Origin of the sequence: Bradyrhizobium sp. 33ap4, assembly GCF_032654765.1 — a bacterium.
GTDB lineage: Bacteria > Pseudomonadota > Alphaproteobacteria > Rhizobiales > Xanthobacteraceae > Bradyrhizobium > Bradyrhizobium australafricanum.
Window position 1 is genome coordinate 108,035 of the sequence record NZ_JAUMTJ010000006.1, and the last position, 15,511, is coordinate 123,545.

Annotated in this window: 18 protein-coding genes and 1 pseudogene; 10 read left to right on the top strand and 9 right to left on the bottom strand. The window is 63.3% G+C overall.

Going from position 1 to position 15,511, the window contains the following annotated elements; translation table 11 throughout:
- Window positions 1–6: 6 nt before the first annotated feature.
- The 3 genes from Q2M23_RS06670 to Q2M23_RS06680 form a co-directional block, all read right to left on the bottom strand.
- Entirely contained in the window at window positions 7–459 is a 453-nt protein-coding gene (locus Q2M23_RS06670) for a hypothetical protein (RefSeq protein WP_168858162.1), read from the bottom strand.
- Window positions 460–491: 32 nt separating this feature from the next.
- Window positions 492–905, bottom strand: coding sequence for a hypothetical protein (locus Q2M23_RS06675; RefSeq protein ID WP_092078151.1), 414 nt, complete (start codon window positions 903–905; stop codon window positions 492–494).
- A 228-nt stretch (window positions 906–1,133) separates the two neighbouring features.
- Window positions 1,134–1,868 carry a M15 family metallopeptidase gene (locus Q2M23_RS06680; RefSeq protein ID WP_141341939.1) on the bottom strand — a complete coding sequence of 245 codons (735 nt, stop codon included), beginning with the start codon at window positions 1,866–1,868 and terminating at the stop codon, window positions 1,134–1,136.
- 268 nt (window positions 1,869–2,136) lie between these two features.
- On the opposite strand from Q2M23_RS06680, the gene Q2M23_RS06685 reads away from it, so the two are divergent.
- The 3 genes from Q2M23_RS06685 to plsY all read left to right on the top strand — a co-directional run bounded on the left by Q2M23_RS06685 (window position 2,137) and on the right by plsY (window position 5,218).
- Entirely contained in the window at window positions 2,137–3,090 is a 954-nt protein-coding gene (locus tag Q2M23_RS06685; protein WP_026192854.1) for an aspartate carbamoyltransferase catalytic subunit, read from the top strand.
- Between the two features lie 5 nt (window positions 3,091–3,095).
- Window positions 3,096–4,397 (top strand): dihydroorotase, encoded by a 1,302-nt coding sequence (locus tag Q2M23_RS06690; protein WP_316395008.1) that lies wholly within the window; start codon window positions 3,096–3,098, stop codon window positions 4,395–4,397.
- 224 nt (window positions 4,398–4,621) lie between these two features.
- On the top strand, window positions 4,622–5,218 hold the full coding sequence (plsY, locus tag Q2M23_RS06695; protein WP_316395009.1) for a glycerol-3-phosphate 1-O-acyltransferase PlsY: 597 nt from the start codon (window positions 4,622–4,624) through the stop codon (window positions 5,216–5,218).
- A 125-nt stretch (window positions 5,219–5,343) separates the two neighbouring features.
- Here the strand turns inward: plsY and Q2M23_RS06700 are convergent, their stop codons facing one another.
- Window positions 5,344–6,582, bottom strand: coding sequence for an amidase (locus tag Q2M23_RS06700; protein WP_316395010.1), 1,239 nt, complete (start codon window positions 6,580–6,582; stop codon window positions 5,344–5,346).
- Between the two features lie 124 nt (window positions 6,583–6,706).
- Here Q2M23_RS06700 and Q2M23_RS43965 point away from each other — a divergent pair, with 124 nt between their 5' ends.
- Complete coding sequence (locus Q2M23_RS43965; protein ID WP_410469697.1) at window positions 6,707–6,841, top strand: hypothetical protein; 135 nt, start codon at window positions 6,707–6,709, stop codon at window positions 6,839–6,841.
- Between the two features lie 269 nt (window positions 6,842–7,110).
- On the opposite strand, the gene Q2M23_RS06705 is transcribed toward Q2M23_RS43965, so the two are convergent.
- Window positions 7,111–7,353: a DUF6471 domain-containing protein gene (locus tag Q2M23_RS06705; protein ID WP_224497342.1), complete on the bottom strand. Its 243-nt coding sequence runs from the start codon at window positions 7,351–7,353 to the stop codon at window positions 7,111–7,113.
- A gap of 105 nt (window positions 7,354–7,458) precedes the next feature.
- Here Q2M23_RS06705 and Q2M23_RS06710 point away from each other — a divergent pair, with 105 nt between their 5' ends.
- The gene (locus Q2M23_RS06710; protein WP_316395014.1) at window positions 7,459–7,914 is read left to right on the top strand and encodes a hypothetical protein; all 456 of its coding nucleotides are present in this window, start codon (window positions 7,459–7,461) and stop codon (window positions 7,912–7,914) included.
- Window positions 7,915–8,284: 370 nt separating this feature from the next.
- A complete protein-coding gene (locus tag Q2M23_RS06715) occupies window positions 8,285–8,884 on the top strand; it encodes a DUF2335 domain-containing protein (RefSeq protein WP_316395015.1) in 600 nt (199 codons plus the stop codon).
- Here Q2M23_RS06715 and Q2M23_RS06720 read toward each other — a convergent pair.
- Window positions 8,874–9,857, bottom strand: coding sequence for an IS1595 family transposase (locus Q2M23_RS06720; protein ID WP_316395017.1), 984 nt, complete (start codon window positions 9,855–9,857; stop codon window positions 8,874–8,876). The genes Q2M23_RS06715 and Q2M23_RS06720 overlap by 11 nt on opposite strands.
- Window positions 9,858–10,040: 183 nt before the next feature.
- On the opposite strand from Q2M23_RS06720, the gene Q2M23_RS06725 reads away from it, so the two are divergent.
- Both Q2M23_RS06725 and dprA read left to right on the top strand, forming a co-directional pair.
- Window positions 10,041–10,991: a hypothetical protein gene (locus Q2M23_RS06725; protein ID WP_316395019.1), complete on the top strand. Its 951-nt coding sequence runs from the start codon at window positions 10,041–10,043 to the stop codon at window positions 10,989–10,991.
- Between the two features lie 107 nt (window positions 10,992–11,098).
- Window positions 11,099–12,130, top strand: a pseudogene (dprA, locus tag Q2M23_RS06730) (DNA-processing protein DprA); the annotation flags it as partial.
- Between the two features lie 167 nt (window positions 12,131–12,297).
- Here dprA and Q2M23_RS06735 read toward each other — a convergent pair.
- Window positions 12,298–12,708 carry a helix-turn-helix domain-containing protein gene (locus Q2M23_RS06735; protein ID WP_316395021.1) on the bottom strand — a complete coding sequence of 137 codons (411 nt, stop codon included), beginning with the start codon at window positions 12,706–12,708 and terminating at the stop codon, window positions 12,298–12,300.
- Between the two features lie 99 nt (window positions 12,709–12,807).
- On the opposite strand from Q2M23_RS06735, the gene Q2M23_RS06740 reads away from it, so the two are divergent.
- On the top strand, window positions 12,808–13,416 hold the full coding sequence (locus Q2M23_RS06740; protein ID WP_018271979.1) for an FMN-dependent NADH-azoreductase: 609 nt from the start codon (window positions 12,808–12,810) through the stop codon (window positions 13,414–13,416).
- Window positions 13,417–13,473: 57 nt separating this feature from the next.
- On the opposite strand, the gene Q2M23_RS06745 is transcribed toward Q2M23_RS06740, so the two are convergent.
- Together Q2M23_RS06745 and Q2M23_RS06750 are read right to left on the bottom strand one after the other, a co-directional pair.
- Window positions 13,474–13,632 carry a hypothetical protein gene (locus tag Q2M23_RS06745; protein ID WP_168858167.1) on the bottom strand — a complete coding sequence of 53 codons (159 nt, stop codon included), beginning with the start codon at window positions 13,630–13,632 and terminating at the stop codon, window positions 13,474–13,476.
- A gap of 254 nt (window positions 13,633–13,886) precedes the next feature.
- The gene (locus tag Q2M23_RS06750; RefSeq protein WP_229163205.1) at window positions 13,887–14,660 is read right to left on the bottom strand and encodes an SDR family NAD(P)-dependent oxidoreductase; all 774 of its coding nucleotides are present in this window, start codon (window positions 14,658–14,660) and stop codon (window positions 13,887–13,889) included.
- A gap of 109 nt (window positions 14,661–14,769) precedes the next feature.
- Between Q2M23_RS06750 and Q2M23_RS06755 the strand changes: the two genes are divergently transcribed.
- The gene (locus Q2M23_RS06755; RefSeq protein WP_057020794.1) at window positions 14,770–15,246 is read left to right on the top strand and encodes a winged helix-turn-helix transcriptional regulator; all 477 of its coding nucleotides are present in this window, start codon (window positions 14,770–14,772) and stop codon (window positions 15,244–15,246) included.
- Window positions 15,247–15,511: the final 265 nt, after the last annotated feature.

The following is a 15,511-nucleotide window of genomic DNA, read 5'->3' on the forward strand; positions in this document are numbered from 1 at the left end:
TCGCGTTCAGATGCTGCCATGCTTGGGCGCATGGCGGCCGAGCCAGCGGTCGACCCAGTCATTGACGCGGGTCCGGTTCGCCTCCTTCCTGGAAGCCTGGACAGGAAAAATGTCGCCGCTGCTCAATTGCCGGTTATCTGGATAGGCCGCCAACTGCAGGTTGGACTCATGCGCGGCGCCGTCCACCGGCGAGATGTAGGCAAACCGGATCTCGATCTTGTGCTTGATGTCGGCGCCCTGCCATTTCGGATGATGGCGTGCCAGCAGCTCGGTAAGCTCGCACGGCAACAGATCGGAGGTCGAGCTCCGCGACCCCTCGGTCTTCTCCATGTAGCATTGTTCCTTGACGCTGCTGACGCGCGCGTCGATCGGCCGGAAGTTCAGCCGCTTGTCGAGCTCGCTATAGACATAGAAGCTCGCGACGGCGACAGCGATCATAGCGTAGAGGCCAAGGCGCATGGTTGTGCTTCCGTCCTGTCGAACCGCGTCGGTCAGATCGAACGCGTCTTGTCCGCCTTGGTCTTGGAGGCGAGGACAGGAAACACGTCCCCGGCGCGCAGCGGCTTGCCATTGGGGAAATAGGACATCTGCAGGCTCGACTGGTGGGTGGCTCCGTCGACCGGCGAGACATAGACGACCTTCACCTCGATCTTGTGCTTCACGTCATAGCCCTGCCACTTGGGATGCTCCTTGCGCAGCAGCTCGGCAATCTCGCAGCGGGTCAGATCGGAGGTCGATGTCGTCTTGGTGATGACCCCGCGCTCGACCTTTTCCAGATAGCATTGCTCGCTGACGCCGCTGATGCGGGCATCGACGCGCTGATAATTCGCGCTCTTGTCGTGTCGATCATAGATCAAGACGCCGGCGACGCCGACGACAACAATTGCAATGGCTGCGAAACGCATGCTGCATGCTCCCGTGTTGCCGGCACTTCATACGGCCACAATTAAGGAGTGTTGAAAGGTCGCTCAGCTACTTTTGCGATGGCAAGCGTCGTCTTGCGAAAATGCTTCGGATTTGAGGAAAATCCTGCGCTGGAGCTTCGGTTCTGATTGATCGGAATCGAAGCTCCAGTCTTTGTTCCGACGCGTTTTCTTCAACGCGAACCGGAGTCCACTTCGCTCGAAAACGCTCTACCGCGCCCGGACGATCGGGAAGTCGTAGGCCGGCCGGCCTGCCCCCGGCAGCGAAAAGTGCCACCATTCCTTGGCATAGTTCGCGAACCCCTGCCGGGCCATCGCCGCGACCAGCATGGCGCGCCAGCGTCTCTGCGCCGGCGTGATCGAGCTCGTCGCGGTGTGGGCCTTGACGTCGGAACAGTCGTAGCCGGTGCCCATGTCGACGCTGCCCTCGGGGGCGCGCGCGGCGGCCGGCGCGGTGCAGTCGGCATAGTCCCTGGCCGGATCGAACTTGCGCGAATTGTCGGCGCCAAGATCGACCAGCGTGAGATCGACCGCGGCCCCGGTCGAATGGCCCGAATGGGTGGCGATGTAGCCGAGGCGGAACAGGTCCGTCTTCGAAAAGGCCGGGTTGTAGCGCCGCTCGGCGGCGGTCTCGGTGCCGTTCTTCGACCATGCCACCATGTCGGCGACGGCGCGAGCCGGCCGGTAGCAATCGAACATCTTCAGCGACAGTCTTTGCCGGGCCAGTTCCTGCTGCACGGCCTTGAGCCGAAGCCCGACCTCCCGCTTCACCACGCATTCCGCCGCGCCATAGCCCGCGAGCGGCCGGCCCATGAAATTGTTCGCGCCGGCGTAGCGGATGTCCTGGATGATGGTCGGATCGATGTCGCGAAGGAACGCGAAGTCGCCGGGCAAGTTCTGAGCGAAGGCAGGCGAGATCGCCCCCGGGATCAATGCGATGGCCATCCATGCGATCACGACAATTTTCACGAGGTCTCGCTCCGGCGTCACGGCCGGGTATAGCCCGTCAGGAGGACGGCGGCGCTGCCGCTCCGCCTGTGCCCCGCCATCCACGTCTTGTTCCGGAAACCCCCGCAAAAGCAAGGCGCGGATGTCCCGCGGCGAGCCCCGGCAGGACCGCCGGGAAGGCGGCGATATCTTACTCGGGGAAAACTCCCGCGAGCCCTCTTCGCGCTTGCCCCACCGGCCATCCGCGCCTATAGCTCTCGCTTTAATGACCCCATCATTGAAATCGACTTTTGTCCTCGGTCACCGGCATCTGCTGGGCATCGAGGGCCTTTCCGCTGACGACATCACGGGCCTGCTCGACCTCTCCGAGGAGTATGTCGAGCTCAACCGCCAGGTCGACAAGAAGCGCGCCAGCCTGCGCGGCCGTACCCAGGTCAATCTGTTCTTCGAGGCCTCGACCCGGACCCAATCCTCGTTCGAGATCGCCGGAAAACGCCTGGGCGCCGACGTCATGAACATGTCGGTGTCGTCGATGTCGACCCGCAAGGGCGAGACCCTGATGGACACCGCGGTGACGCTGAACGCGATGCACCCGGACATCCTGGTGGTGCGCCACCACGCCTCCGGCGCGGTCGAGCTCCTGGCGCGCAAGGTTGACGGTTCCGTGATCAATGCCGGCGACGGCAGCCACGAGCACCCGACCCAGGCGCTGCTCGACGCGCTGACGATCCGCCGCAACAAGGGCCGGCTCGAGGGGCTGACGATCGCGATCTGCGGCGACGTGCTGCATTCGCGGGTGGCGCGCTCCAACATCTTCCTGCTCAACACGATGGGCGCACGCGTCCGCGTGGTGGCCCCCTCCACCCTGCTGCCGCCCGGCATCGAGCGGATGGGCGTCGAGGTCGCGCGCGACATGCGCGAGGGGCTGAACGGCGCCGACATCGTGATGATGCTGCGGCTGCAGCGCGAGCGCATGAACGGCTCCTTCGTGCCGTCGTCGGGCGAGTATTTCCACTATTTCGGCCTCGACCAGAAGAAGCTCGGCTATGCCAAGCCGGATGCGCTGGTGATGCATCCCGGCCCGATGAACCGCGGTGTCGAGATCGACACCTTCGTCGCCGACGGCGCGCAGTCGCTGATCCGTGAACAAGTTGAAATGGGTGTGGCAGTGCGCATGGCGGTGCTGGAAGCGCTCGCCCGCAACCTGCCGAACGCGTGAGACCGATGCTGACCGACCGCCGCCCCATCCTGCTCGCCAACGCCCGCGTCATCGATCCGTCGCGCGATTTCGACGGTCCGGGCGATGTCCTGATTGCCGACGGCGTGATCCGTGACGCCAAGCGCGGCATCGGCGCCGCCGGCGTCCCCGAAGGCACCGACATCGTCAATTGCGCCGGCAAGATCGTGGCCCCCGGCCTGATCGACATGCGCGCCTTTGTCGGCGAGCCCGGCGCCAGCCACCGCGAGACTTTCGCCTCCGCCAGCCAGGCCGCCGCGGCCGGCGGCATCACCACCATCATCTGCCAGCCCGACACCTCGCCGGTGATCGACAATTCGGCGACCGTCGACTTCGTGCTGCGCCGGGCCCGCGACACCGCGATCGTCAACATCCATCCGATGGCGGCGCTGACCAAGAGCATGCAGGGCCAGGAGATGACCGAGATCGGCCTGCTCAAGGCCGCCGGCGCCGTCGCCTTCACCGACGGCGACCGCAGCGTCACCAACGCCCAGGTGATGCGGCGTGCGCTGACCTATGCCCGCGATTTCGACGCGCTGATCGTGCATCACACCGAGGATCCGAATCTGGTGGGCGAAGGCGTGATGAACGAGGGCGAATTCGCCACAAGGCTCGGCCTCGCCGGCATTCCCACCGCGGCCGAGTCGATCATGCTCGAACGCGACATGCGGCTCGCAGGCTTGACCGGCGGGCGCTATCACGCAGCCTCGCTGACCTCGATCGAGTCGCTGGAGATCCTCAAGCGCGCCCGCGACGCCGGCCACAATGTCTCGGCCTCGGTCTCGATCAATCACGTGACGCTGAACGAGAACGACATCGGCCCCTACCGCACCTTCCTCAAGCTGGCCCCGCCGCTGCGCACCGAGGAGGACCGCAAGGCGCTGGTCGCGGCGCTGGCCTCCGGGCTGATCGACGTCGTGATGAGCGACCACAATCCGCAGGACGTCGAGGTCAAGCGGCTGCCGTTCGCGGAAGCGGCGAGCGGCGCAGTCGGCCTGCAGACCATGCTGCCGGCGGCGCTGCGGCTGATCCACAATGGCGAGATGGACTTCAAGACGCTGATCCGGGCGATGTCGACACGGCCGGCGGAGCTGCTTGGCCTGCCCGGCGGCACGCTGCGCGCGGGCGCGCCGGCCGACGTCATCGTGATCGACGCCGACACGCCCTGGGTCCTCGACCGCGACGATCTCAAATCACTGTGCAAGAACACGCCGTTCGACGACGCCCGCTTCTCGGGCCGCGTGACGCGGACGATCGTCGGCGGACGGACCGTTTACGAGCACGTCTGAAACTGGGGTGGAACTTAGCGCGACGCGAGTTGCGACATCGCTTCCATCGTTGTGCCAACGACGATGGCCGCGACGTAAACGACAAAGAAAAACTGCTCCAGCCGCCTGCGAACAGAAGCCATGATAAGCTCCCTCATTACCAAGGCCATGGTGCGGATTTATGGTTAATATTTCATTGACGGCACTGCCCCGTTCGGGCCGGACCGCTCCAGGGAACCACTGCGATGTCTGCTGATGGGCTGCTGCCGCTCGCCTTCCTGATCGGCTACCTGCTGGGCTCGATCCCGTTCGGCATGGTGCTGACCAGGATGGCCGGCACGCAGGATCTGCGCACGGTCGGCTCGGGCAATATCGGCGCCACCAATGTGCTGCGCACCGGCCGCAAGGGCCTCGCCGCGGCGACGCTGCTCGGCGACATGTTGAAGGGCACCGTCGCCGTCATCATCGCCGGCACCATCGACGGCCCGAACGCGGCGATGCTCGCGGCGCTGGGGGCTTTCCTCGGCCACCTCTTCCCGGTCTGGCTCAAGTTTCGCGGCGGCAAGGGTGTCGCGACCTATCTCGGCGTGCTGATCGGCCTGTTCTGGCCGGCGGCGCTGATCTTCGCCGTGATCTGGCTCGGCACCGCCTACACCACGCGCTACTCGTCGCTGTCGGCGCTGATCGCCGCGTTCGTGACGCCGCTGTTCCTGTGGTGGTTCGGCCATAACGCGCTCGCATCGCTGTTCGCCGTGCTGACGCTGCTGCTGTTCTACATGCACCGCGAGAACATCCAGCGCCTGCAGGCCGGTACCGAGGGCAAGATCGGCGAGCGGAAGTGACGTATGTCATTCCGGGGCATCGTGCAGCGATGAACCTCAGGTGCGCAATTGCGCACCGGGGAATCCAGAGGTTGTGGCGCGAGATTCCGGATTCGATGCGGCGCATCGCCCCGGAATGACTAGGCCTACCGCTTCAGCGCGTCCTCGACAAAGCTCGCGGCCGCCAGCGCTTTGGCATCATCGCCAAACCCCGCGATCACGGTGACGCCGACCGGCAATCCGCCCTCGGCGGTCAGTGTCGGCACGTTGACGCAGGGCACGCCCATCAAGGTCCAGAGCCGGTTGTAACGGGGATCGCCGGTCGACGCCAAACCCTCGGGTGCCGCGCCCGGTGCCGACAGCGTCAGCAGCACGTCGACCTCGGTGAGGATCGTGGCCAGCGCCAGCCGTGCGCGCAGCGTGACGTCTATCGCCGCGTCGTATTCGGCCGGCGTGCCACCCCTGCTCTCGTCGAGCCGGCCGCGCAGCAGCGGCGGCATCGCATCGTAGTTCTGGCCGTATTCCCAGGCGAACGACTGATGCGCCTCGAACTCCTGCACCACCGGATGGATCCGCCACGCCTCCGCGACGACCTCGGGCATCGCGAGTTCGCGCACGGTCGCACCGGCCTGCTCCGCCGCACGCGCGGCCTTCTGCAACGCCTCCGCGCCGGAAGGTTCAGGCGCGCCGGCGAAGGCCTGCGTGACGACGCCGATGCGCGGCGCGGAAACCTTCGACGGCACCACCAGCTCGGGCCGCTTCGTCATCGCAGCGAGCCCCAGCGCGACGTCGCGCACGCCGGCGCCGAACAGCCCCACCGTGTCAAGCGTCCAGGAGAAGCATTTCACGCCGACGGTCGGCAGCAGCCGGTAGCTCGGCTTGATCGCGGCGACGCCGCAGAACGAGGCCGGCCGGATCACCGAGCCGCCGGTCTGCGTGCCGAGCGCGAGCGGGATCATCCCGGCGGCGACCGCGGCGGCCGAGCCCGACGACGATCCGCCCGGCGTGTGCGCGTGATTGTGCGGATTGAGCGTTGCGGTCGGATCGTTCGCCGCGAATGCCGTTGTCGTGGTCTTGCCGATGATGGTGGCGCCGGCCTGCTTCAGCGCCATCACGACCGGAGCGTCGGCGCGCGGCCGATGCCCGCGATAGATCGCGGCGCCCATCTCGGTCGGGAGGTCAGCGGTATCGATGATGTCCTTGATGCCGACTGCAATTCCACGCAGCGGCCCGGCCTGTTGCCCACGCGCCTTCTCGTCGAGGCGGACGAAGGCGCCGATGGTCTTGTCCTGCGCCGCGATGGCGTCCCGCGTCTGCGCAATGGCGACATCGGTGGACAATTCGCCGGAGGCGATGCGGCGTTGGAGATCGGCAAGCGAAATCATCGGCGGATTCCTGTTTCTTGACGGTTTTTGGCGGCTTCTTGCCCAGCGCTTTTAGCGCGTCGCGCGCGGCTGCGCCAATGTCGCAGTTGATCACAATCTCAGGTTGGGCGAAGCTGCGCCCCGCATGCATGACCGCTCGCCCAGCCCTCCAAAACTCACCGACACCGAACGGCTCAACCGCCTGCGGCTGATCCGCTCCGACAATGTCGGCCCGCGCGGTATTATGGCGCAAACGCCACAACGTCGAAAATTAGCTTAGGTTAGCTAGCAACCAATTACCTTGGCGCTGCTTATTGCTTTATGCAGCCTGCTTCCGAGGTCCATCTCGTCCGCGTGACGGATGATGATGGGGAGGTTCAAATTTGGCTTGCCGCAACGTCGCGAGATCAAGCCATCGACCTAGTTCTGGACGCGATCCCAGAAGGATGGGCCGTCAGCCTCATTCAACGGCAACTCGCCGCAGAGCACGTCGTGATGCTCAACATGACGCCGGGAGAAGTGCGGCGGCATGTGGTTATGTCTGGGTCGCTAAATCTCCTCCAGCACCACTTGCTCAAGCTCTAGCGCTGCAACGCACGCAAGAAAGAAGATCGCCGTAAACGATCCTCGCTTCAGCTTCATAGTGATGCCGGCCTCGGTCTCATCTTTGAGGCCGTGCTTCTTCAGCCGCTTGACCAACTCAGCATAGGTCACATCGGCTTTCTTCATTTCCGCCTTGAGGAAGGCACTGGCGCGTTGGCCCCATTCCTCTTCCGCCTTGGGTAGGACCATGGCATCTCCTATCGATTACGTGAGCTAACAAATACGATAGACCGGCCTTGACTTCCGGTCAAACGGTTCATATTCGTTAGCTATCATATTCGATAGGATGCGGCAATGCGCGGCAGACCGACGAAAGACCCTCACACCCGTCCGGCCATCAACACCCTTGAACGGCTCCATATGGAGCTAGGCGGTCAGATACTCGCGAACCGGCAACAGCACGACTCCTTGGCTGAGCAGATGCGGCACGTCGAGGCCGTCATCAAGATGCTGGACCCCAGCTACAACCTGGGCCGGATCGCGGTGAAGCGGCGGAAGCCCAACCCGTGGTTCAAGCGCGGCACCCTCTACAGGCGGGCGCTGGACGTGCTCAGAACGGCCACAGAGCCGATGACCACCACGGAGCTGGCGAAGGCGGTTCTTGCTGCCCATGGCGTGCAGGACGCCACCAGCGACGATGTGCAGGGCATCGCGCTGGGGATACAGCACAGCCTCAAGAACCACGACGGGAAAGCCGTTGAGCGGGTTGGCGAGGCTAGCCCGGCGCGGTGGCGTTTGGCCGCAAACTGAGTCGAGCCAAAATCCTTCGCAAAAGCAGTAAAATTGGCTAATATGAACCCGGAATTAGAACTTTCAGACCAAAGCATACGAAAGATCGTAAGGAAAGTTCGCCCCGCACCCCCTATATAAGGCATGAACTTTCGTCATATTACGACGTTGTGACGGGTTGACACTGATCTAACGTGTACGACATCACTACTACCACCTGTGGAGGAGCCTTCCGTGAGTGAACCTGTCAAGACCCAGCCCAAGCGGCGTCGGGCTCGGACGTTTGCTGACGGGCTAGTAATGGGCCTATCGGCACCGTGTCTCCTCATGTCCGGATTGCTGTCTGAGGCGGGCCAGACACGGACCACGGGGTTGGGGGATGCGTGGAAAGATGTCGGAAAGTTCATCCGAGGAAGTGCCGACAGTCACGGAGGAGTCCGGTCGGGCACTCGTGAAAAGCGACGCGCCTGAGACTGAGGCCGCTGAACGGCTAACGCAAATCCTCGAACGGCAAGGTGTCCGTGTCGATCCTGCGAAAGCGCAGATCGTTCTCCAGCAAGTCACAACCGAAATCGTAAAATCCCATGTTGGTCCTCTCCCGGCCGTGGAGGATTTTGCCGGTTACGAGGAAATTTGCCCGGGTTCGGCTCGCGAGATTTTAGATATGGCGGTGCGCCAACAGAAGCACCGCCATCACATGGAGAAGTACAGCGCTGGGACTGAGTTCTGGCTTCCGGCGATTGGGATTGGAGCGGCGGTCACCCTAGTTGCCGCCATGCTTGGAGCTGGAGTCTATCTAGCCATGAGCGGCCATGAGAACTTGGCCATTGGGGTCCTGAGCGGAACGGGCATTGTGACGGTTGCCGGAGCCTTCCTGCAGCGTAGCAAAACCGAAGAGGCTCCGCCGCCGCCGCCTCGGTCGGGCAGACTCACCCGAAGAGAGAGACGCGAGCGTGCATCTCAAGCACGCAAGAACATGATCAATCGGTGATGTGCCGCTGCCAATATCCAGTGAAATCCACCGACTTGCCGCGCTTCAGCGCCAGCCCGGCAATCCGGTTCACCTGATCGCCATTCGAGACCCGGCGATTGTCCTCACGCCATGAGGACTCCTGCGCGTAGCGAAGCAGGTACGCGCCAGCAATATGATGGTGGATACCGATCTCGGCGCGACGCAGGCGGCTGAAATACTCCTCAGCTTGATTAGTGCAGGCACCGTCCAAGGAGTATGCTTCTTGGTGGTTGATTCGTTTCATTTCAAAACGTTCGTGTAAACCATCCCAAGAAGCGGCTTCGTCGGCATGAACGACAGTCCCCTTCGCAATGCGGGCACGGATGAAAGCGGCGGCTTGGCTTTCAGAGCCAAACACTGCTGGCACAGAATTGCCGCCGCGCTCACGGACGACGACGACGACCTTCCGTTTCCCATTTTGATTGCGGGCATATCGGCGATCGCGGCGATATTCTTTCTGGTTTGCTGGTTTTACATAACCTCCAAAATAGCCGCCATCTACTTCAGCCGTTTTGCCTTCGCCACCGATGACGCGCCCCTTCAACTCCTCCGCCATTGCCTCGCGCAGCTTGTGTAGGAGGACGAATGCGGACTTGTAGGACAGCCCCAGGTCGCGGCTGAGCGCCAGCGCGGACTTGCCTTTCACCTCGTTGCAGAACACGGCGATGGCCGCCAGATAGCCGCGCAGGGGCAGCTTGTGGCTGGCGAACAGCGTGCCGCTGGTAATCGTGAAGTCCTTTTTGCAGCCCTTACAGCGGAAGCGCAGGGAGCCGTTCGGACGGCGGGCTTCGTAAGCCTCTACGGAGCCGCAGGACGGGCATACAGGAGCGCCAGCGGTATCAGCCCAACGGATCGCCTTGAAGGCCGTCTCGGCTTCCGCGTCAGTCATGCGGAAGACCTGAGCTAGGCTCAGGGTCTTTGCCGCTTTGCTGAGAAGGAAGTGTTGGGACACGGTCGTTACCTAACGAATACGATAGGTAACGAATATGATAGGTTAGACCCAAGGTCAAGAAATCTATCGTTTTCGTTAGGTCACGAATTCGTTAGATTGCGGCGCAGCATTAGCTCTTGGGTGTATTGCGCTTTCAAAACCCCAACAGGTAGTATCGATGCGTTTCGGTGGTCAAATCGATTTATGCATCGCGTTCCTGAGATTGTTTTGGGCTTTTTGGTCGCTACGGCTCTTTGGGCCGGTATTTTCCTATTCCAGCCGCAAAAGGCCGTACCAAACTATGAGGCCCAGCCAGCCAAGTCCGAACAGCAGCACGCCGTATCCGGCCGCCCGGCCGGGCAGCAAGAACAGCACGCCGAAGGACACCAAAAAGGCAGTTGGTACGATACCTTTCTGAATCACACTCCAGATTGGTTCGTAGCTCTCTTCACGGCTCTCCTGACGTTCGTAACTTATCGATTGGTAAGCACCACCGGAGACCTGCGCGCCTCGACGGACAGACTGTGGGAGGCCGGAGAGCGTCAAATCGAGCTCTCGCGGGAAACCGCTGATGCCCAGTCCCGCGATATGCGGGCATCTATCGGTGCCGCACGCGAGGCTAATCGGATAGGGGCTGACGCGCTTCATGCCTCGCAGAGGGCTTGGCTCAATGAGGAAACCATTGCGGACAGTGACTTGGTTTGGAATCAGACCGGTTGCGAATTGATTATCAAAACGAACGTCAAAAACATCGGGACCGTTCCAGCCCAAGATGTGGTCGTAGATGCCAAAATCGTCGCGATCAAAAGGGGCGTGCGGGACTATACTATCTCGGACGCAATCGATGAACCGCCATCCAAGGCAATGGGGCAACTCCTTTTTCCCAATGCGGAATTTGCGCCAAATAGAAAGCTCAAGCTTACCCGCCAAGAAGCCAACGACGTGGCAGTCGGCAAAGAGGTTACGATCTATGTCGTCGTAATGGTAAGATATCGCTCCGGTCCAAGAAGTGCTCGAACAATCAGATTCTACGATCTCAAGAAGATGCCTGATGAGCCGGGAATCGACTACCTCGTCCCCGTCACCATCGGTTACAACGTCCCGAAAGACACTCTCTTTCTGAATCACCACTGGATGCCAAGCTACGCAGATTAAAGCGATCAGCGTAGCAGCCGCCAACTTCCAAAACCCACGCATCGTCCATTCCTTTCAAATGGACGGCATTCGGCGCGTGCCCTTGTGGCGTTTGCGCCATAATACCGGGCCCGCGCACCTTTGCATCGCTGCTCCGCCATTTTGGCGATGCGGCGCACGCGCTGGAGCGCCTGCCTGACCTCGCGCGCCGCGGCGGCGCCTCCGGCCCCGGGCGGATCTGCAGCGAGGCCGACGCCGCCGCCGAGCTCGCGGCCTGCCGCAAATTCGGCATCGATCTCGTCGCGCCGGAGGAAGCGCACTATCCGGCGCGGCTTGCCACCATCGACGACGCGCCGCCGCTGCTTGCCGTGCGCGGCGCGCGCGAGGTCCTGACGCGGCCGATGATCGCGATCGTCGGCTCCCGCAATGCCTCCGGCGCCGGGTTGAAATTTGCAGGCACCCTGGCGCGCAATCTTGGCGATGCCGGCTTTGTCGTGATCTCGGGCCTCGCCCGCGGCATCGATCAGGCAGCGCACCGCGCCACCGTTGCCAGCGGCACGGTCGCCGTGCTCGCCGGCGGCCACGACAGGATCTACCCGCCAGAGCACGAGGATCTGCTGGCCGCCCTGCTCGAGCATGGCGCGGCGATCTCGGAGATGCCGCTCGGCCACGTGCCGCGGGCGCGCGACTTTCCCCGTCGCAATCGTTTGATCTCGGGCGCCTCGCTCGGCGTCGTGATCGTCGAGGCCGCGCATCGCTCGGGCTCGCTGATCACTGCGCGGATGGCGGCCGAACAGGGCCGCGAGGTGTTCGCGGTGCCGGGCTCGCCGATCGATCCGCGCGCCGCCGGCGCCAACGATCTGATCAAGCAAGGCGCCACCTTGGTCACCGAAGCCGCCGACGTCATCAGCGCGGTGACGCCGATCATGGAGCGGCCGGTGATGCTTGGCGCGCGCGAGGACGACGAGCCGCTGGACTTTGCCACTGATAGCGGCGATCGCGCGCGCATCATCGACCTGCTCGGGCCGAGCCCGATCAGCATCGACGATCTGATCCGGATGGCTGACGTGTCGCCGGCCGTTGTCCGCGCCGTGCTGCTCGAGCTCGAGCTCGCCGGCAGGCTCGAACGCCACGGCGGCGGGCTGGTGTCGATGATTTGACGAGCTGAATATCTCGCTCGCGCAAACGCCTGTCCGTCATCCTGAGGAGCGCGCAGCGCGTCTCGAAGGATCGACGGCTCGACTGGTGGCCGTGCATCCTTCGAGACGCCTGCTACGCAGGCTCTCAGGATGACGGGTCTGCTTGTCCGAACGCGAAGGCTCCGAACTCAGCCTTCGCCATTCCGCGCGTCGAAATCGTTCCGCGCGCCCTCGATTTCTGGCAGATGCGCGAACGCCCATTCGCCGAGCGCCATCACAGGCACCGCCAGTCCGCGCCCGAGATCGGTCAGCTCGTAGTCGACCCGCGGCGGAATGGTCGGAAACACCGTGCGCGTCACCAGGCCATCGCGCTCCAGGCCGCGCAGCGTCAAGGTCAGCATGCGCTGCGAGATGCCGTTGATCGTCCTCTTCAGCTCGTTGAAGCGGCGCGGTCCATCGCGCAGCAGCATGATGACCAGCACGCTCCATTTGTCGCCGACCCGCGACAGCACCGAGGCCACGCCGCGGCAGTCCTGATGCGTCCCGGGACCACGCGGCAGGCCGGTTTCGGCGGTTACATCGATGTGCTCGGGTTCCATTGGTGTGCTCGGGTTTCAAAAATGTGCGTTCTTGCGGAGATTTAGGGCGGTCACTCATATAGCGCCAGTTACAAACCTATACCAAAGGTGACCCCAGCCATGAAACTTCTGCACATCGATTCCTCGGTCCTCGGCCCCCACTCCGTCAGCCGCCAGGTCTCGGCCGCTGCCGTCGAGCGGCTGCGCCAGGCCAATCCGGGCCTCGTCGTCAGCTACCGCGACCTCAGCCAGACGCCGCTCGCCCACCTCTCCGGCCTGCACCTCGCCGCCAGCCAGGGCGCGGCGCCGGACCCGTCGGTACGCGACGACATCGCGACCGGCCAGGCGGTGCTGGACGAGTTCCTCGCCGCCGACATCGTCGTGATCGGCGCGCCCATGTACAATTTCACGATTCCGAGCCAGCTCAAGGCCTGGATCGACCGCATCCTGGTCGCGGGCAAGACGTTCAAGTATGGCGCCGGCGGCGTCGAGGGACTGGCCGGCAACAAGCGCGTCATCATCGCGATCTCGCGCGGCGGCTATTACGGCGCCGACACGCCGATGGCCGCGCTCGAGCACCTCGAGACCTACCTGCGCGGCGTGTTCGGCTTCATCGGCGTCAGGAATGTTGAGTTCATCCCCGCCGACGGCATCCAGGTCGGCCCCGAGCATCGCGAAAAGGCGGTTGCGGGCGCGCTGCAGGCCGCCGGCAGCCTGAACGCAGCCTGATGTGATTCAAAGTGCCTGCCGTCGCCTGGCGGCGGCAGGCCGTTCAGGTGGACGAACTCAGAACCAGACGCCCTGTATGCCGAGGATGACGGCGACCAGCGAAATCAACAGGCCGATGCCGGAGAACAGCGCGACCGTCACCAACTGCGTCGTATCTGAACTTTCGGATGCGGGCGAAACCGGGATCGACGTCGAAATGCGGGCTGCTTTCGGCATGGCGGCACTCCAAATGATTCCGTGGTGAAAAATTCCCCGCCCATTCAGGAGTCCGGGCAGTACGTCAAAGGTTCAATGCGCGCGATGATAGTCGCAAGCCAAACCGGCCGGTATGAAACGCTTCACACCGGCCGTTCGATACAATGAGAAACAAACCAGAGCGTTTTCGAGCGAAGTGGATACCGGTTCGCGTGAAGAAAACGCGTCAGAATAAAACCAGAGCCGCGTTCCGATTTAATCGGAACGGAAAGGCTCTATCCGCGATAGATCGGCGCGCCCGCCGGTGATGCCGTTGCACCGCCATCGATGAACAGCTCCTGCCCCTGCACATGCGCGGCGTCGTCGGACGCCAGGAACAGCACGGTCTTTGAAATGTGATCGGGCTCGCCGATCCGCCCGAGCGGCGTGGTCTTGCCGATCCGCTGCTCGAAGATCTTCTCGGCCTCGGGCGTCGCGATCGCCGCGCCCCAGATCGGCGTGCGCACCGCGCCCGGCGCCACCACGTTGACGCGGATGTTGCGCGGCGAGAATTCTGACGCCATCACCCGCGCCATCGCGCGCACGCCGGCCTTGCTCGCGGCATAGGCCGAGTAGCCGGGATTGCCGAGCACGGAGATCACCGAGCCGTTGAGAATGATCGATGCGCCGTCGTTGAGGTACGGCGCGACCGCCTGCACCGTGAAGAACACGCCGGTGAGATTGGTCCGGATCACATTCTCGAATGCGGCCAGCGTGGTGCCGCCCACCGGCGTCTGGCCGGGAATGCCGGCATTGGCGAACAGAACGTCATACTTGCCGAACTTCTCGGCGCCCTGCTTCACCGCGGCTTCCAGCGCCGCGACGTCGGTGGCATCAGCCACCACTGCGAGCGCGTTCGGCCCGAGCTCCCTGGATGCCGCCGCAAGCGTCTCCTTGTTGCGCCCGGTGATGACGACCTTGGCGCCCTCCGCCACGAACAGCTTCGCTGTCGCGAGCCCGATGCCGCTGTTGCCGCCGGTGATCAACGCCGTCTTGTTCGCCAGTCTCATTTCCGCCTCCAGTTGGTTGCATTATTAAACTTCTTTGCCTAGCTAAGGCATACGGTTTAATATTGCAACCACACAAGGTCGTGATGGCCCAAACTCCTGGAGACAGCCGGTGAAACGAACCAGCCTTGCAGGCGACAGCTGTCCTGTCGCACGCGCGCTCGACGTGTTCGGCGACTGGTGGTCGCTCCTGATCATCCGCGACGCCAGCCTCGGCCGGCGCCGCTTCGGCGAATTCCAGGCGAGCCTCGGGCTTGCCAAAAACATCCTTGCCACACGGCTGCGCACGCTGGTCGAACGCGGCATCCTGAAGACGGTCCCCGCCTCCGACGGCAGCGCCTATCAGGAATATGTCCTGACGCCGAAGGGCCACGGCATCTTTCCGATCCTGGTCGCGTTGCGGCAATGGACCGAGGAATTCGACGAGCATCCGGACGAGATCGCGACCATCCTGGTCGACCGCGACAAGGGCAAGCCGGTGAAGAAGCTCGCGCTCTATTCGCAGGATGGACGCGTGCTGGGTGCCGCGGATACGACGCTGAAGCCGCGGCCTGCAGCGAAGCGCGCGCGGCGCCTCGTGAGTGCGTAGGACGGGTGTTGCTGGTACGACACGACGGGCAACTCACCAAAAACTTGTCAATCCTCGCCCGCGAAAATATTTCGCTTTATCCGAATACGCCTCGCGTCGCGAGGATGCGGATGTATGACTCACATACGACGACCCATATTGGGTGTCGTCCCTGCGTTCGAAAGCAGGGACCATAACCACAAATGCGGATTGTTGAACGATGCTGGGACGACGAGTCCCGTTCTCAACACCCGCCGCGGCGTATGGGTCCCGGCCTTCGCCGGGA

Excerpts from the sequence above, each read along its gene's own strand:
- plsY (WP_316395009.1), top strand. The coding sequence starts at position 4,622 with ATGTCTGCTGATGGGCTGCTGCCGCTCGCCTTCCTGATCGGCTACCTG.
- Q2M23_RS06750 (WP_229163205.1), bottom strand. The coding sequence starts at position 14,660 with ATGAGACTGGCGAACAAGACGGCGTTGATCACCGGCGGCAACAGCGGC.
- Q2M23_RS06715 (WP_316395015.1), top strand. The coding sequence starts at position 8,285 with ATGTCGGAAAGTTCATCCGAGGAAGTGCCGACAGTCACGGAGGAGTCC.
- Q2M23_RS06680 (WP_141341939.1), bottom strand. The coding sequence starts at position 1,868 with ATGGCCATCGCATTGATCCCGGGGGCGATCTCGCCTGCCTTCGCTCAG.
- Q2M23_RS06685 (WP_026192854.1), top strand. The coding sequence starts at position 2,137 with ATGACCCCATCATTGAAATCGACTTTTGTCCTCGGTCACCGGCATCTG.
- Q2M23_RS06710 (WP_316395014.1), top strand. The coding sequence starts at position 7,459 with ATGCGCGGCAGACCGACGAAAGACCCTCACACCCGTCCGGCCATCAAC.
- Q2M23_RS06725 (WP_316395019.1), top strand. The coding sequence starts at position 10,041 with ATGCATCGCGTTCCTGAGATTGTTTTGGGCTTTTTGGTCGCTACGGCT.
- Q2M23_RS06690 (WP_316395008.1), top strand. The coding sequence starts at position 3,096 with ATGCTGACCGACCGCCGCCCCATCCTGCTCGCCAACGCCCGCGTCATC.
- Q2M23_RS06740 (WP_018271979.1), top strand. The coding sequence starts at position 12,808 with ATGAAACTTCTGCACATCGATTCCTCGGTCCTCGGCCCCCACTCCGTC.
- Q2M23_RS06705 (WP_224497342.1), bottom strand. The coding sequence starts at position 7,353 with ATGGTCCTACCCAAGGCGGAAGAGGAATGGGGCCAACGCGCCAGTGCC.
- Q2M23_RS43965 (WP_410469697.1), top strand. The coding sequence starts at position 6,707 with ATGCATGACCGCTCGCCCAGCCCTCCAAAACTCACCGACACCGAACGG.
- Q2M23_RS06745 (WP_168858167.1), bottom strand. The coding sequence starts at position 13,632 with ATGCCGAAAGCAGCCCGCATTTCGACGTCGATCCCGGTTTCGCCCGCA.
- Q2M23_RS06675 (WP_092078151.1), bottom strand. The coding sequence starts at position 905 with ATGCGTTTCGCAGCCATTGCAATTGTTGTCGTCGGCGTCGCCGGCGTC.
- Q2M23_RS06670 (WP_168858162.1), bottom strand. The coding sequence starts at position 459 with ATGCGCCTTGGCCTCTACGCTATGATCGCTGTCGCCGTCGCGAGCTTC.
- Q2M23_RS06700 (WP_316395010.1), bottom strand. The coding sequence starts at position 6,582 with ATGATTTCGCTTGCCGATCTCCAACGCCGCATCGCCTCCGGCGAATTG.
- Q2M23_RS06735 (WP_316395021.1), bottom strand. The coding sequence starts at position 12,708 with ATGGAACCCGAGCACATCGATGTAACCGCCGAAACCGGCCTGCCGCGT.